Source organism: Sphingobium indicum B90A (assembly GCF_000264945.2).
Taxonomy (GTDB): domain Bacteria; phylum Pseudomonadota; class Alphaproteobacteria; order Sphingomonadales; family Sphingomonadaceae; genus Sphingobium; species Sphingobium indicum.
Genome location: NZ_CP013070.1, coordinates 1,072,538 through 1,088,053, shown reverse-complemented (window position 1 = coordinate 1,088,053; position 15,516 = coordinate 1,072,538). Strand labels below are relative to the sequence as shown.

Sequence of the window (15,516 nt, the reverse complement as noted above, 5' to 3'; positions counted from 1 at the left end):
GGATCTCACGGAAATCTTCTTTCCAGGCCAAGCAGATAGCGCTTGGCCTTCAGACCGCCAGCAAAGCCGGTCAGCGCGCCATCGGCGCCGACCACCCTGTGGCAGGGCGCAATGATGGAAATCGGGTTTCGTCCATTGGCGGCTCCCACGGCGCGGCAGGCGGACGGCTTGCCGATCTGGCGGGCGATGTCGGCATAGCTGCAGGTCTCCCCGAAGGGGATGGTCAGCAGGGCAGCCCAGACGCTTTTCTGGAAATCCGTGCCGCTGAAATGGAGCGGCAGGTCGAACGCTTCCCGCTGTCCGGAGAAATATTCGCCGAGTTGCCGCCCGGCTTCCTCCAGCACCGGATGATCGCCCCGCTCGATCCGCGGCCCCAGGCGCACCCGCCGGGGATCGTCATCCTGCCACAGCACCGCCGCCAACCCCGCCTCGCCCGCCACCAGCGTCAATTCGCCGACAGGGGAATCCATCGTCCGATATGCGTAGGTCATGCCTGTCCTTCCCACCCTTGGGCGGGCCGCGCTGAGGTCCCGCGCTCCAGGATTTTGTTGTCGCATCCTTTTAAGCGGATGCTCCAGAAAGGCACCATGGACCATGCCGGCATGGCTGCCTTCCCGCCGCTTGCGGCCAAAAAGTTATTTCAGGCCGCCACCCATAGCGCGATAAAGTTCAACCATGTTCGCGGCGCGGCTCAGCCTTGTCGCCAGCAGGCTCCGCTCCGCATTGTAGAGCGTCCGCTGCGCGTCCAGCGTGGTCAGGAAAGGGTCGACGCCGGCGCGGAAGCGCGCTTCGGACAGGCGATAGCTCACCCGCGCCGCATCCCGCAGCGATGCCTGCGCCTCTAGTTGCTGCGTCATCGTGCCGCGCCGGGCAAGCGCGTCGGCGACTTCGCGAAAGCCCGTCTGCACGCTTTTCTCATAGGTCGCGACCATCGCGTCATAGGTCGCCCGCGCATAGCGCAGATTGCCCCTGTTGCGGCCGAAGTCGAAGATCGGCAGGCTGGCGGAAGGCGCCACGGACCAGGTGTCGCTGCCCGACTTGAACAGATTGGATAGCCCGAGGCTCAATGTTCCGAACGCGGCGGTCAGCGAGATGTTCGGGAGGAAAGCTGCCCGCGCAGCGCCGATATTGGCGTTGGCGGCCAGCAACTGATGCTCCGCCGCCATGATGTCCGGACGGCGCAGCAAGGCCGTGGAAGGCAGGTCGGCCGGAAGGCTGGAGAGCGTGACGTCGCCTTCCGGCATCGCCGCCGGCAAGTCCTCCGCCGCCACGGTCGCGCCGGCCAGCAGGTTCAGCGCATTCTGGTCCTGCGCCACCAATGTCGTCGCCTCGGCAATGTCCGACCGCGCCTGGTCATGGCTGGTCTGCGCCTGCCGCACTTCCAGTTCCGACGCGATCCCCTTGGCGAAGCGCGCCCTGGTGAGGTCAAGCGTCTGTCCGAAGGCCTTTTCCAGATCCCGCGCTATCCTCAACCGCTCCTGATCCGCCGCCATCGTCAGCCAGGCATTGGCGACCTCCGCGATCAGCGCCGTCTGCGCCGCGTTGCGGTTCTCGACCGATGCGAAATATTGCTCCTGCGCCGCCCTGCTCAGGTTGCGCAACCGCCCGAACAGGTCGATTTCCCAGGCGGACACCCCGACCGACGCCGAATAGATGTCCGTCCGGCCCGTCCCGACCTGAGAGAAGGGCGTATCCTGATAGGTGGCGCTGCCGTTGGCGCTCAGCGCCGGGAAAATATCCGCCCGCCGCACCCGATATTGAGCCCGCGCCTGCTCCACATTGGCCAGCGCCACGCGCAGGTCGCGATTATGCGCGAGCGACGTTTCGATCACCCGCGCCAACCGGGGATCGACGAAGAAATCCCTCCAGCCCGTGTCCGCCGGGACGATCGCCTGCCCCTGCCCAGCCGGATAGGCGGGTCCCTGCGGGCTCGCCCCCGCCACCGGCAGGGCGGGCCGCACATATCGGGGCGCCATGTCGCAGGCCGCGAGCGTCAGCGCCAGGGCAGCGGCGGAGAACGGCTTGATCTTGTTCATCGTCCTCATGCCTCCTGCGGACCCGGCAAGGCGCTGCCCTGATGCCCGCTTCCCTTGCCATGATGTTCGCGGAACAGGCGCTTCACGACGGTGAAGAAGACCGGCACGAAGAAGATGGCGAGCACCGTCGCGGACAGCATGCCGCCGACCACAGCCCAGCCGATGGCGTTCTGGCCACCCGCCCCTGCACCCTTCGCCAGCGCCAGCGGCAGAACGCCGAAGACGAAGGCGAAGCTGGTCATCAGGATCGGCCGCAGGCGCAGCTTGCCCGCCTCCAGCGCCGCCCGCGCGGGCGGCAGGCCTTCGCGCATCTTCTCCTCGGCGAATTCGACGATCAGGATGGCGTTCTTGGCCGACACGCCGATGGTCGTGATCAGCCCGACCTGAAGGTAGATGTCGTTGTTCAGCCCGACCAGCATCGCCGCCAGCACCGCGCCGAACACGCCCAGCGGCACCACCAGCATGACCGCGATCGGCACCGACCAGCTTTCATACAGCGCGGCCAGGCAAAGGAACACGATCAGCATGGACAGCGCATAGAGCGCCGGCGCCTGCCCGCCGGAGGTCTGCTCCTCATAGGAAATGCCGTTCCATTCATAGCCGACGCCCGCCGGCAGCTTGGCCGCGATTTCCTCCATCGCCTTCATCGCCTCGCCGGTCGAAACCCCTGGCGCGGGCGCGCCCATGATCTGCATCGACGGCACGCCGTTGAAGCGTTCCAGCTTGGCCGGACCACGCGTCCATTCGGTCGTCGCGAAGGAGGAGATCGGCGCCATCGCGCCGCTGCTGCCCCGAACATGCAGCACGCCGATCGAATCCGGCGTGGTGCGGAACGGCGCATCGGCCTGCACATAGACGCGCTTCACCCTGTCGCGGTCGATGAAGTCGTTGATATAGCTGCTGCCCATCGCCGTGCTGATCGTATCGTTGACGTCGGACTGGGCGATGCCCAGCGCGCCCGCAGCCGCCTGATCGACGTTCAGCTTGAGCTGCGGCGTATCCTCCAGGCCGTTGGGGCGCACCTGCGCCAGCCGCTTGTCGGCCATGGCCATGCCCAGCAACTGGTTGCGCGCTTCCAGCATCCTGTCATGGCCCAGGCCGCCCACGTCGACAAGCTGGAAGTCGAAGCCGGTGGCATTGCCCAATTCCTGCACGGCGGGCGGCACGAAGGCGATCGCCATGCCCGCCGCAATCTTGCGGAAGGCGCCATTGGCGCGCAGGGCGATGGCCGACGCCCTGTTCCGGGCGCCCTCGCGCTTCGACCAATGCTTCAGCCGGACGAAGGTGATGCCGACATTCTGCCCCTGTCCCACGAAGCCGAAACCAGGGACGGTGAAGACGCCGGCGACGTTCCCCTTCTCCCCGATCATGTAATGATCGCGGACCTTGGCCAGCGTGCGTTCGGTTTCCTCCAGCGTCGATCCCGTGGGAAGCGAAACCTGGTTGATGATGACCCCCTGATCCTCATCGGGCAGGAAACCGCCGGGCAGGCGCAGGAAGATCAGCCCCATGCCGAAGACGATCAGCGCATAGACCAGCATCGTCCGCCCCCAGTGGCGTTCGACCTTCTCCACGGTCGCGCCATAACGCGCGACATTGCGGTCGAAGGTCCGGTTGAACCAGTCGAAGAAGCGGCCGAAGCGCGACCCCAAAGGGCCGGTCCAGACATGGCTTTGCCCCTTGGGCCGAAGGATCGTCGCGCAGAGCGCCGGAGTCAGGATCAACGCGATCAGCACCGACAGCACCATCGCGGACACGATCGTGATGGAGAATTGGCGGAAGATCACGCCGGTCGACCCGCCGAAGAACGCCATGGGCAGGAACACGGCCGACAGCACCAGGCCGATGCCGACCAGCGCCCCGCTGATCTCGTCCATCGACTTCCTGGCCGCCTCCCGCGGACTGAGCCCTTCCTCCTGGATGATGCGCTCCACATTTTCGACCACGACGATGGCGTCGTCGACCAGCAGGCCGATGGCCAGCACCATGCCGAACAGCGTCAGCGTGTTGATAGTGAAGCCCGCCGCATAGAGGATCGCGAGCGACCCCAGCAGCACCACCGGCACCGCGATGGTGGGGATCAGCGTGGCGCGCCAGTTCTGCAGGAACAGGAACATCACCACGAAGACCAGCAGGATCGCCTCGAACAGGGTGTGGATGACCTGCTCCACCGACAGCTTCACGAAGGTCGAATTGTCCACCGGGAAATCATATCTGACCCAGGCCGGAAAGGTTTTGGACAGTTCCTTCACCCGGCTCTTTACGCCCTCGACGGTATCCAGCGCATTGGCGCCGGGAGCCAGCTTGATGGCGAAGCCGGCGGCGGGATGGCCGTTGAACCTGGATCGGAAGCTGTAATTTTCCGCGCCCAGTTCCACCTTGGCGACGTCCGACAGATAAACGACGGACCCGTTGCCGTTGCTGCGCAAGCGGATCTGGCGGAACTCTTCGGGCGTCTTGAGCCGCGACTGCGCCGTCACGGTGGCGTTCATCGCCTGGCCGCGGGGCGATGGCGCGCCGCCGATCTGCCCAGCCGAAACCTGCGCATTCTGCGCGCGGATGGCCGATTTCACGTCGCCGGCGGTGATGCCCAGATTGGCCATCTTATAGGGGTCGAGCCAGATGCGCATCGCATATTGCGATCCGAATAGCTGGGTGTCGCCCACGCCGTCGACGCGGCTGATCGGATCCTGGAGCGAGGAGGCGATGAAGTCGCCCGCATCCAGTTGGTCGTGAATGCCGTCATCGGAATAGACCGCCATCACCATCAGGAATGTGGCGGTCGATTTGGTGACGCGCAGCCCCTGCTGCTGCACTTCCTGCGGCAGCAGGGGGGTGGCCTGGGCCAGCTTGTTCTGCACCTGGACCTGCGCGATGTTGGGGTCCGTGCCCTGCTCGAATGTCAGGGTGATGGTCAGATTGCCGGCGGAATCGCTGCTGGAAGAGAAATAGCGGAGATGGTCGAGCCCCTTGAGCTGCTGCTCGATCACCTGCGTCGTCGTGCTTTCCAGCGTTTGGGCGTTCGCGCCGGGATAGCTGGTGGACACGGTCACCGCGGGCGGCGCGATCTCCGGGAATTGCGCCACGGACAAGGACCGCAGCGCCAAGCCGCCGGCCAGCATGATGACGATGGCGATGACCCATGCGAAGATGGGCCTGTCGATGAAATAGCGCGCCATCGCTCAGTTCGCCCCGCCGGCATTCGCCTGCTTGCCGACGGCCGTCACCTGCTGCGGCGCGCCCGGCTTCACGACCGTTCCGGGCCGCAGGTTCACCAGGCCCTCGACGATCAGCCTGTCTCCCGCCTTCAGCCCCTTGGTGACGATCCACCTGTCGCCCACGGCCCGGTCGGTTTCGACCTGGCGAAGCTCCACCTTGTTGCCCGCGCCCACGATCATGGCGGTGGCCCGGCCCCGCGCGTCGCGCGCAATGCCCTGCTGCGGCGCCAGGATCGCCTGCCTGCGCTGGCCCTCGACCAGCCTGGCGCGCACATACATGCCCGGCAGCAACAGCCCGTCCGGATTGGCGAAGGTCGCCCGCAAAGTCACCGCGCCGGAACTGGGATCGACCGTCACTTCGGAAAATTGCAGGCGCCCCTCGATCGGATAGACGCTGCCGTTGGGAAGCAGCAATTGCACCCGCGCCCCATCGGCCGCACTGACGCCGCCCGCCTGCATCGCCTGCTTGAGGTCGATGATCTGCGCGGCCGACTGGGTCAGGTCGACATGGACGATGTCGGTCCGCTGGATCGTCGCCAACGGGTCCGCCTGCCCCGCCTGCACCAGCGCACCCGGCGTGAACAGCGAACGGCCGATCCGTCCGGAGATCGGCGCCCTTATGCGGGTGAAATCCTGGTTCACCTGCGCCGCCTGCACCGCCGCCCGTTGCGCCGCGACATCGGCGCGGGCCTGCTGGGCGGCGGCGGCGGCATTGTCGGCCTCCTGCCGGCTGACGGCGTTGATGCCCACCAGGCCCTGATAGCGCTGCGCCTGAAGGGCGGTCGCCCGGATCGATGCCTGCGCCCGCGCCAGGGCGCCCTGCGCCTGGGCCACAGCCGCGCGATAGGGTGCGTCCTCGATCTCGTAGAGCAATTGGCCGGCACGCACCAAGGCGCCCTCGGTAAACAGGCGACGGCGGATGACGCCATTGATCTGCGGCCGGACCTCCGCCGTTTCCACCGCCGCGATGCGACCGGGAAGCTCGGCCGTGAGAGGCGCGTTTTCCACCGAAAGTTTCACCACGCCAACCGCAGGCGGCGGCGGCGCGGGCGGCTGCTGCTCACCACAGCCGCCCAGCCCCAGCACAGACGCGCAGACGAGCAGTCCGACAAATATCCCCTTTTGCATCGGTCGGCGCTCCGTTTCCAATGATGGCATTCTTTTTGGAATGAACGTTCATTCCAGTTGCGGCGCAGGTAGGAACATGCCACAATTTGTTCAAGGGTAAAAAAGGGCCAAGGTGAATATTTTTGGTTGCATTGCAACATGAAAGCGGCGCCAGGGACCGCATATTGAATGCGGCCCGCGAGCTGTTCGCCGCCAAGGGCTTCCATCAGAGCGCGGTGGCCGAACTGGCGGCCGCGGCCCATGTGTCGATCGGCCAGATCTATCGCCTGTTCAAGGGCAAGGAAGACATCATCGAGGCGATCGTGAAAGGCGATGCGCGGGAACGGGAAGCCACGATATTGAGCTTGCGCAAGCGGCTCGACGCGGGCGAGATCAGCATAGAGCGGACCTTCGAACTGCTGCTGCTGGACGTGATGGACAATCCGCACGAAGCCCTGTCCTTCGACATCATGGCGGAGGGATTCCGCAATGCGCGGGTCGCGGACATGATTACGGACATGTGCCAGGGCTTTCGCGATTCCCTGGCCGATTTCGCCTGCGCCGCCAATCCCAGGCTGTCGGGCGAAGCGCTGAAAAGCGCGGAGGAAATGATGCTCGCCTGCCTGTTCGGCCTGGGTCATCGCAGCCTGTCCGGGCCGGTCATCAGCGCCGAGCGCACCGCCAAATGCACGGCCGTCATGATCGTCGCAGCGCTTCGGGCCATGGATTGAAGGCGCGGCCTTCGGTCCGGCTTGGCCTGGGCTCATTCTGCCGCGTTGCAACAGATATGCCGATGCAGCGCGGCAACTTTCGGCAGCCAAGAACATTCTCGCCTCCAAATCGCTTCGGGAGGCAGAAAATGAACATCGACACGGCATTCAACCGCAGCTATTTCGAGGCGCGGCTGGATCGCAATCGCAGGCTCGCGGCCCGTTCCCGCAATCCGGAGATTCGCGCGATCCACATGGAATATGTGCGCCTCTACAGCCAGCTGCTGGAACAGTCGGGACGCGCCCAGGCCCCGGCCTGAGCCTTTATTCAGCGCGAACGCCGTCGGGCAGCACGACCGCCGACCAGCTTCTGCCCGGCACCAGATATTTGGCCGCAAGCGCCTGAATATCGGCCGGCGTGACGGTCAGCATGTCCTGCGCCATGGTCTGCATCGCCTGCACATAACGCGGATCGTGGGTGGCGCCCTCCATCTGGTTCATCCAGAAGGCGTTGCCTGTCCCGGCCCGCATCAGCAACTGCCGCATCGGCGCGACCGCCCGCTGCAATTCGTCCTCGCTCACCGAGTTCGCGGCGAGGTCCGCCGCCGTGTCCTTCACCACGCCGTAGAAATAATTAACCCGATCCGGACGCACCTGACTCGTCACCAGGATGTAGCCGCCGCTCTCATAGGAGAACGGCCAGCTATTCTGGACGCTGGGCGAATAGGCCGCGCCCTCGGTCGAGCGCAGCTTGTCGAACAGCCGATCGTTGAATATCTGCGTCAGGATTTCCAGTTGCCGCGCTTCCTTCGTCAGCGCGAAACCGCCCGCCGTGGGCCAGGCCATGACCGCCGCCGCCTGTTCCTTGTCGCCCTTGTGCCGCAGGATCACCGGCCTCTCCACATGGGCGGGAAAGCGCATGAGCTTGTTCGCGGCAGGCACCGGCAGGTCGTTCCGCTGCGGCAGCGCGCCGAAGGTCGCCGCCACCGCCGCGATGGCGTCGTCCGCCTTTACCTGGCCGAAAATCTGGATTTCGATGGGGCCGGACGCCAGCAGCGGTTCCCATGTGGCGCGAAAGGCCTGCGGCGTCAGCGCGTCGATCTCTGCCCGCGACGGGGTGCGGAACCGCACGTCCTTGTCATGCAGCAACCAGTTGAGGTCGCGCGCCAGCACGGAATCCGGCGCCCGCTCCATGGCGTCATAGGCGACCCCCGCCCCCGTCTTGACCCGCGCGATCGGCGCCGGATCCCATCCGGGCGCGAACAGCTTGGTCGCGAACAGCAGCAACTGGTCCTTATAGTCCGCCGGCCGAGTCACGGCCTGCATTTCGAAGGCATCGTCGTCGATGGAGAAATCCATGCCCATGCGACGCCCATTGGTCAGGTCGTCCAGTTCCCGCTGGCCGAGCTTTCCGATCCCGCTCGCCACCAGCGCATAATCGGCCGCCCAGCCCGGCGCGGGCCGGGTCGGGGAGAAGGCCTGCTGGCCATGGCCGAAGCGGACGTTGATCCGCACCTTCTCTGTCTCTGCGTCATTGGCGAACAGGGTCAGCCTGACGCCGTTGGAAAAGGCGATGCTTTCCATCCCCGGCAGGCCGATGGGCGCGCGCGACACGACCTTGCCCGGCGCGCCTAGCTTCGGCAGGTCGGCCATGGTCACGGCCTTGTCCACCAACCGGGCATTGGTCGCCGCCTTCACCGGCGCGGCGACGGCGGCGGCCAGCTTCGCGTCCACGCCCGGCTGAACCTTGCCGCTGATCAGGTGGGCGCGGAAGACGCCGGCGGAAAAGAGCCGCCGCGTCGAATCCCATATCTTCTGCGGCGTCATGCCCGGCTTGCCGGATCGGAAAATGTCCAGCGCGGCCTGCGGGCTGACCGTGGTTTCGCGAATGTCGACCGCGCTCACCAGGTCGCTCGCCTGCTTGGCGCCCGCCTCCGTATCGGCATTTTCGACCTGGATGGCGAGCGCGGTGTCCATCTGGGCATATTCGCGGTCGATTTCGACCTGGCTGGGCGGCGCGGCCTTGGCGTCCTCTATGATCGCGCGGACGTCGCCCAGCGCCCTTTCCCAATTATCCCCCGTGGGCACGATGGTGACGAAGGTGCCGTCGGCGGACCGGCTGACGTCCTGCTGATCCACGCTGGCCTGAAGGAAACTGCCGCCGCTGCGCGCCGCCTGTTCCAGGCGGCGGCTGATGATCTGCAGCGCCAGCATGTCGGTCAGCTTGTCCTGATTGTAGACGATGGTGTCGGCACGCGGCCTCCACGGGCGCAGCCAGGCCATGGTGAGGCCTGTCGGCGCGCCCGGCTCCACCGTCACCCTGGTGGCGGGCGCGCTGGGATCTGGCTCCCCGAAATCGGGCAGCGGCGCGCCCTTTCCGGGCACTGTCCAGGAACCGAAATTATCCTTGATCAACTGTTCGGCCATAGCCGGATCGATGTCGCCCGCGATGGAGATCACCGCATTTTCCGGGCGATACCAGCGCTGGTGGAACGCCTCCATCTTCGCCGCCGTGACCGCGTTCAGCGTCGCCACCGTGCCGATGGGGCTGTGGTCCGCCAGCGGCTGGCCGGCGAAGAAATGCTGTCTGGTCGCATCGGAAATCCGCATCTGCGGCCCGTCGCTCTCCCGCTTTTCCGCCAGCACCACGGCCCTCTCGGCATTGACGGCGCCTTCGACGATATTGGGATCGGCCATCATGCCGGCCAGGATCTTCATGCTTTCGCCCAGGCTGGCCTGCGTCGCCTGCGGCAGGTCGAGCGCATAGGTGGTGCCGGTCGGCGTCGTCTGCGCATTGCTGTCGCTGCCGAAGGTGACGCCCAGCCGCTGCCAGATGCGCTTGGACTCGCCGTCCGGCACGTGGCGGGAGCCGCGGAAGGTCAGATGCTCCATGAAATGGGCATATCCCAGCTCGTCGGATTGCTCCATCAACGAGCCGGCGTCGATCCGCAGCCGGACCGACACCTGTCCGGGAGGCACGCCGTTGCGCCGCACCGCATAGCGCACGCCATTGGAGAGCGTGCCGAAACGCCAGGCCGGATCGATCGGCACATCGCTGTTCTCATAGAGCCATGGCCTGACCTGCGCCTGGCTGGAACCCGGCGTCGGGGACGCGGCAGTCGGGTCCGTCCTCGCCCCGAGGGGCGCGGGCATTCCCGAAAGCAGCAGGGCAAGGACGGACAGCGAAGCGGCGGAACGCCGGAAAGGAAAGCTCATGGCCGCGCAGCCTAAAGAGATTTTCCTGAATGGCCACTGACAAAGAGCGGACAGGCCCTGTGAAGAGAGGCCGGTGTTCCTGCGCAGGCAGGAACACATCGGATGTCATTCAACCAGCGGTCCTTTCATCCAACCCGCCGGTTTTCACCTCACCGTCCGCCGGTCTTCTGGACCGCGCCCTTGTGCGCGCCGACAGCGCTGCCGCCGCGGCGGCGGCGAAAATTCTTCCTGGCAGGGTTCGCCGCCTCGCCATCCGGCCGATGCGCCCGTTCGGCATTGCCGCGCGGCTGCTTCTGCTGGTCCTGATAGCGGCGCTGGCCCTCGGCGCGTCGCGTCTTCTGTTCCGGCGTCTGTTCCCGGCCCTTGCGCTGCGGCGCGGCCTTGGGAAGGTTGCGCACCGCCTCCACGAAATTCTCCGGCAGCGGCACGACGTCCAGCTTCACCTTGGTCGTCCGCTCGATGGCCTTCAGATAAGGCCGCTCGTCGTCCGCCACGAAGCTGATCGCGACGCCCTCCGCCCCGGCCCTCGCCGTGCGGCCGATGCGGTGGACATATTGTTCCGGCACATTGGGCAGTTCGAAATTGATGACGTGGGACACGCCCGAAACGTCGATCCCCCGCGCCGCGATGTCGGTCGCCACCAGCAGCTTCACATGGCCGTGGCGGAAAGCCTGGAGCGCCGTGGTCCGCTGCGCCTGGCTCTTGTTGCCGTGGATCGCGACGGCCTGAATCCCCGCCCCTTCCAGGAATCGCACGACCCGGTCGGCGCCATGCTTGGTCCGGGTGAAGATCAGCGCGCGGTCGATATCCTCGTTCTGGATCGTCAGGTTGAGCAGCGCCTGCTTCTCCATCTGGTTGACGAAGGTCGCCTGCTGGCGCACCCGCTCCGCCGTGGTCGACTGCGGCGCGACGCTGACCTTCACCGGATCGTGCAGGAACTGGCTGGCTAGCGCCTCGATCTCGCCCGGCATTGTGGCGGAGAAGAACAGGTTTTGCCGTTCCTTCGGCAGCAGCTTGGCGATGCGCTTCAACGGATGGATGAAGCCCATGTCCATCATCTGGTCGGCCTCGTCGAGGACGAAGATTTCGGTATCCTTGATGGTGAAGGCGCGCTGATCGATCAGGTCGAGCAGACGACCCGGCGTCGCGACGACGATGTCTACCCCGCGTCCCAGCGCCCTGATCTGCCGGTTGATCGGCACGCCGCCAAACACGACCTCGACTGACAGCTTCAGGAAGCGGCCATAGTCGCGGAAGCTCTGCGCGATCTGCGCGGCGAGTTCGCGGGTCGGCGACAGCACCAGCATGCGGCAACCCTGAAGCGGCGTCGGCTTGGGATTGCGGGCGAAATGGTCAAGGCTCGGCAGCGCGAAGGCGGCGGTCTTGCCGGTGCCGGTCTGCGCGATGCCGCACAGATCCTTGCCCTTGAGCAGCACGGGAATGGCTTGCGCCTGAATGGGCGTTGGCGAACCATATTTCTTGGCGGCGAGCGCCCTCAGGATCGGCTCGGCAAGGCCAAGGTCGGTAAATTGCATGGATGATAACTCACGAATAGGCCCCGGCGCCTTCCGGCATGGCCGGGACGCAAGGCGGGTTACGAAACGACCCGCGTGAAAAGGGAAGCCTCAAAGCTTGGCGCAGACTTTCATTGGCCGGCCCCGATGCCCGTTCGGGCCGAAGCGATCACGCTGCCAATCGCTGGAAGGGGCGTAAAGCCCGCTGCTGCGTTGCAGCGCATATGGCCGCAATGCCGGGAAAAAGCAAGGGGCGCCTTTCGCCTCTTCGCTACAGCGTCAACTCCACATGCTTGCTTCGCATTTCCTCGCGCACGTCTCCGCCGAACATCTGCCGGAACATGCCCCGCAACGACATGTCCGCGCGCCAGATTTCCGCGCGGCCAAGATCGAAGCGAAGCATCATCAGATGCGGGTCCTGCCGTCCGCCGGGGTACCAGCTCGCCACGTCACGGGTCCAATATCGGTCGATCACCGCCGGATCCGTCTCCTCGACCAGGGTGCCGTCGATGCAGGCGAACAGGAAATGCCCCTTGCCCGCGAACTGCGCCATTGCGGGTCCGCCCCTTGCCAGCCGGTTCTCCCGCGTCGTGTAGAACCAGAAACAGTGGTTCGCGCCGGGGTCGAGCTGCGCCGTCATGGGCATGCCGTGATCCGGCGACCCTTTCAACTCCACCATCAGGAACGGGCTTTGCGACAATTCCGTCCAGAAGCGGTGGCGAATGTCGGCTTCATTGTTCATCTTCTCTCTCCCTTCGATCTCAGGCGGGACTCAATCGAGGGCGCCAAGGGATTTGCGCGAGTCAATTTAGCACGAATGCTTGATCTTGCGCAGTCTTCTCTCCACATAGCGCGCATGTTGATCGAGACAGAAGCGACGCCCAATCCGGCCACCGTCAAGTTCATCCCCGGCCGCGTGGTCATGGGCATGGGCACCCGCGATTTCGCCACGCCCGAAGAGGCGGAGGCTTCGCCGCTGGCCGATGCCCTGTTCGGCCTGGGCGACGTGACCGGCGTGTTCTTCGGCGGAGACTTCATTTCCGTCACCATCGCGCCCGGCGCGCAGTGGAGCGATGTGAAGCCCGACATACTTTCCATCCTGCTCGAACATTTTTCCGCCAACATGCCGCTGTTCAGGCCCGGTTCCGCCGGTGAAATCTTCGTCCCGCAGGAGGAGGAGTTCGCCGACGACCCGGAGGATGAGGAGATCGTCGCGCAGATCCGCGAGCTGATCGACACCCGCGTCCGCCCGGCCGTGGCCAATGACGGCGGCGACATCATCTATCGCGGCTTCGACAAGGGCACCGTCTATCTGCGCATGCAGGGCGCCTGTTCGGGCTGCCCGTCCTCCACGGCGACGCTGAAGAACGGGATCGAACAACTGCTCAAGCATTATGTGCCCGAAGTGACGGAGGTTCGCGCCGTCTGAGCGGCGAACAGTTGGCCGGGAAGAATTGGCAAAGCCGTGCCGATCGATTAACCGCAGAGCCGGGCATCGCGTCGGGCGAGCGGTCTACAGGGGTTTTCTTTGCGCATATTGGTCATCGACACCGCGACACAGGCGCTGTCCGTGGCGCTGCTCGATGACGGCGCGCCCATAGGCCATTTTCATGAAATCGTCGGGCGCGGCCATGCCGAAGCGCTGCTGCCCGCCATCGCCGCCTTGCCCGACGGCGGCCGGGCGGATGCAATCGCGGTGGATGTCGGCCCCGGCAGCTTCACGGGCGTGCGCATCGGCATAGCGGCCGCGCGGGCCTTGGCGCTGGCCTGGGGCATTCCGCTGCACGGCTATGGCGCGCTCGCCATGATCGCGGCCAGGGCCATGGCCGGGAATCATGAGGGCGGGCCGGTGACCGTCACCATCACGGGCGGCCACGGCGAACTGTTCTGGCAGGTCTTCTCAGCGGAACTCGCGCCGCTCACCCCGCCCGCCTCCACGCCGATTGCGGAACTGGCGCAGCAACTCGCGCAGCCTACGCTCTACGGCACCGGCGCCGAAACGCTGGTGACGGCGCGCGGGCATGGCGCGGCGATCAGCCTCTATCCCGATGCCGCCGACTATCCGCTGGTCGCCGGGATTCCCCCGCTCCCGCCCTCCCCCATTTATTGCCGCGGCGCCGATGCGCGGCCGATGACGGAACGGTCCGCGTCATGACGCCGGGCCTGACGCTCAAGACCTATGAGGAGGGAGAGCGCAACGCGATGAGCGACGCCATGGAGATCATGGGGCGCGCCTTCGACCTGGCCTTCGGCGAAGCATGGACCCTGCCGCAGCTTGCCGGGGTGATGACGATGCCGGGAACCTGGCTCACCATCGCAAGGATCGACGCCGCGCCCGTGGGTTTCGCGCTCGTGCGGTCGGTGCTCGACGAATGCGAATTGCTGCTGCTGGCCGTCAGCCCGCTGTGGCGCGGACGGGGCATTGGGGAGGCCCTGCTGTTCGACAGCCTCAGGACGGCGCGCAGGCGGGGCATTACGTCGATGAATCTGGAAGTTCGCGCGTCGAATACGGCAATAAGGCTATATGAAAAAGCCGGGTTCGAATATGTACATCGCCGCCCTGGTTACTATCGCGGCAACGATGGACAACTTCATGATGCGCTCAGCTTTCGTATCGACATGCTCAGATGATTTAAATCCGCCCTTGCAAAACAGAAACCATCGGTATAGCTGACCTGTACCGCTCCTGAAATGATTTTCCTTGGGCGGGTCGCGCAACCAATAGCCTTCGCAGGGAAAAGAAATGGAAATCGAATCAGCGCAGAGCGAACTGCTCATTACTTTGACGTCGGATATTGTCGCGGCCCATGTCTCGAACAACAGCGTCGCCGTCTCCGACGTATCTACCTTGATCCAGAATGTCCACGCAGCGCTTTCGGGCCTGGCGACGCCGGCGGCCGCCCCGGAAGTGAAGCCCGAACCCGCCGTTTCGGTCCGTTCTTCGATCAAGCCCGACTACATCATCTGCCTGGAAGACGGCAAGAAGCTGAAGATGCTCAAGCGCCACCTGATGACTCATTATCAGATGACGCCGGAAGATTATCGGGCCAAATGGGGCCTGCCGGCGGACTATCCGATGGTTGCGCCCAACTATGCCGAACAGCGCCGCAGCCTGGCCAAGAAGATCGGCCTGGGCACCAAGCGCCGCCGCGTCCGCGCGCCCAAATAAGCGCCCCAGATACAATCAAAAGTCCATGAAAGGGGTGCGCCGGCTGCGCGCCCCTTTTATAGTGGGAGGAAAGCCGCTAGGTTCTTTCCGGTCCACATGAATTCCAGCCAAGTGAGCCTGCATGAACCGCAAGATCGACGTCGAAGCCCTTTGCCATGAAAAGGGCCTGCGCATCACCGAACAGCGCCGCGTCATCGCCCAGGTGCTGAGCGATTCCACCGATCACCCGGACGTGGAGGAACTGCACAGGCGCTCCGCGGCCATCGATCCGGGCATTTCGATCGCCACCGTGTACCGCACCGTCCGCCTGTTCGAGGAAGCAGGCATATTGGACCGGCACGATTTCGGGGACGGCCGCGCCCGTTATGAGGCGGCGCCCGAATCCCATCACGACCATCTGATCGATGTCGAAACCGGCAATGTCATCGAATTCGTCGATCCAGAACTGGAGCAGCTTCAGAAGCAGATCGCCGAAAAGCTCGGCTTCCGGCTGGTCGACCACCGGATGGAATTGTACGGCGTGGCGCTCGACCGCAAGAGCTGAGA

General features: G+C 65.2%; 14 protein-coding genes. 7 read left to right on the top strand and 7 right to left on the bottom strand.

From position 1 onward, the window contains the following. Nucleotides 1–5: 5 nt before the first annotated feature. From SIDU_RS05270 to SIDU_RS05255, 4 genes are all read right to left on the bottom strand, one after another. Nucleotides 6–491, bottom strand: coding sequence for a methylated-DNA--[protein]-cysteine S-methyltransferase (locus SIDU_RS05270; protein WP_007685049.1), 486 nt, complete (start codon nt 489–491; stop codon nt 6–8). 144 nt (nt 492–635) lie between these two features. Continuing rightward, the gene (locus tag SIDU_RS05265; protein WP_007685047.1) at nt 636–2,036 is read right to left on the bottom strand and encodes an efflux transporter outer membrane subunit; all 1,401 of its coding nucleotides are present in this window, start codon (nt 2,034–2,036) and stop codon (nt 636–638) included. Between the two features lie 5 nt (nt 2,037–2,041). After that, complete coding sequence (locus tag SIDU_RS05260) at nt 2,042–5,215, bottom strand: efflux RND transporter permease subunit (protein WP_007685045.1); 3,174 nt, start codon at nt 5,213–5,215, stop codon at nt 2,042–2,044. 3 nt (nt 5,216–5,218) lie between these two features. Beyond that, nucleotides 5,219–6,382 (bottom strand): efflux RND transporter periplasmic adaptor subunit, encoded by a 1,164-nt coding sequence (locus tag SIDU_RS05255; protein WP_007685043.1) that lies wholly within the window; start codon nt 6,380–6,382, stop codon nt 5,219–5,221. Between the two features lie 122 nt (nt 6,383–6,504). Between SIDU_RS05255 and SIDU_RS05250 the strand changes: the two genes are divergently transcribed. After that, a complete protein-coding gene (locus SIDU_RS05250) occupies nt 6,505–7,092 on the top strand; it encodes a TetR/AcrR family transcriptional regulator (RefSeq protein ID WP_007685040.1) in 588 nt (195 codons plus the stop codon). 128 nt (nt 7,093–7,220) lie between these two features. Beyond that, nucleotides 7,221–7,391 (top strand): hypothetical protein, encoded by a 171-nt coding sequence (locus tag SIDU_RS19765; RefSeq protein ID WP_007685038.1) that lies wholly within the window; start codon nt 7,221–7,223, stop codon nt 7,389–7,391. Between the two features lie 4 nt (nt 7,392–7,395). Here SIDU_RS19765 and SIDU_RS05245 read toward each other — a convergent pair whose 3' ends face one another. From SIDU_RS05245 to SIDU_RS05235, 3 genes are all read right to left on the bottom strand, one after another. Further along, the gene (locus SIDU_RS05245) at nt 7,396–10,287 is read right to left on the bottom strand and encodes a M16 family metallopeptidase (RefSeq protein ID WP_007685036.1); all 2,892 of its coding nucleotides are present in this window, start codon (nt 10,285–10,287) and stop codon (nt 7,396–7,398) included. Between the two features lie 149 nt (nt 10,288–10,436). Next, a complete protein-coding gene (locus SIDU_RS05240; RefSeq protein ID WP_007685034.1) occupies nt 10,437–11,822 on the bottom strand; it encodes a DEAD/DEAH box helicase in 1,386 nt (461 codons plus the stop codon). Nucleotides 11,823–12,072: 250 nt separating this feature from the next. Next, nucleotides 12,073–12,543, bottom strand: a complete 471-nt coding sequence (locus SIDU_RS05235; RefSeq protein WP_007685033.1) for a pyridoxamine 5'-phosphate oxidase family protein — start codon at nt 12,541–12,543, stop codon at nt 12,073–12,075. Nucleotides 12,544–12,657: 114 nt separating this feature from the next. Between SIDU_RS05235 and SIDU_RS05230 the strand changes: the two genes are divergently transcribed. The 5 genes from SIDU_RS05230 (at nt 12,658) to SIDU_RS05210 (ending at nt 15,514) form a co-directional block, all read left to right on the top strand. Beyond that, on the top strand, nt 12,658–13,230 hold the full coding sequence (locus tag SIDU_RS05230; protein ID WP_007685030.1) for a NifU family protein: 573 nt from the start codon (nt 12,658–12,660) through the stop codon (nt 13,228–13,230). Nucleotides 13,231–13,329: 99 nt separating this feature from the next. Further along, on the top strand, nt 13,330–13,956 hold the full coding sequence (tsaB, locus tag SIDU_RS05225) for a tRNA (adenosine(37)-N6)-threonylcarbamoyltransferase complex dimerization subunit type 1 TsaB (RefSeq protein ID WP_007685028.1): 627 nt from the start codon (nt 13,330–13,332) through the stop codon (nt 13,954–13,956). Then, nucleotides 13,953–14,432, top strand: a complete 480-nt coding sequence (gene rimI / locus SIDU_RS05220) for a ribosomal protein S18-alanine N-acetyltransferase (protein WP_007685026.1) — start codon at nt 13,953–13,955, stop codon at nt 14,430–14,432. Before tsaB ends, rimI begins: the two co-directional genes overlap by 4 nt. A 112-nt stretch (nt 14,433–14,544) precedes the next feature. Beyond that, the gene (locus tag SIDU_RS05215; protein ID WP_007685024.1) at nt 14,545–14,970 is read left to right on the top strand and encodes a Ros/MucR family transcriptional regulator; all 426 of its coding nucleotides are present in this window, start codon (nt 14,545–14,547) and stop codon (nt 14,968–14,970) included. Nucleotides 14,971–15,091: 121 nt separating this feature from the next. After that, complete coding sequence (locus tag SIDU_RS05210; protein ID WP_007685023.1) at nt 15,092–15,514, top strand: Fur family transcriptional regulator; 423 nt, start codon at nt 15,092–15,094, stop codon at nt 15,512–15,514. Nucleotides 15,515–15,516 lie beyond the last annotated feature (2 nt).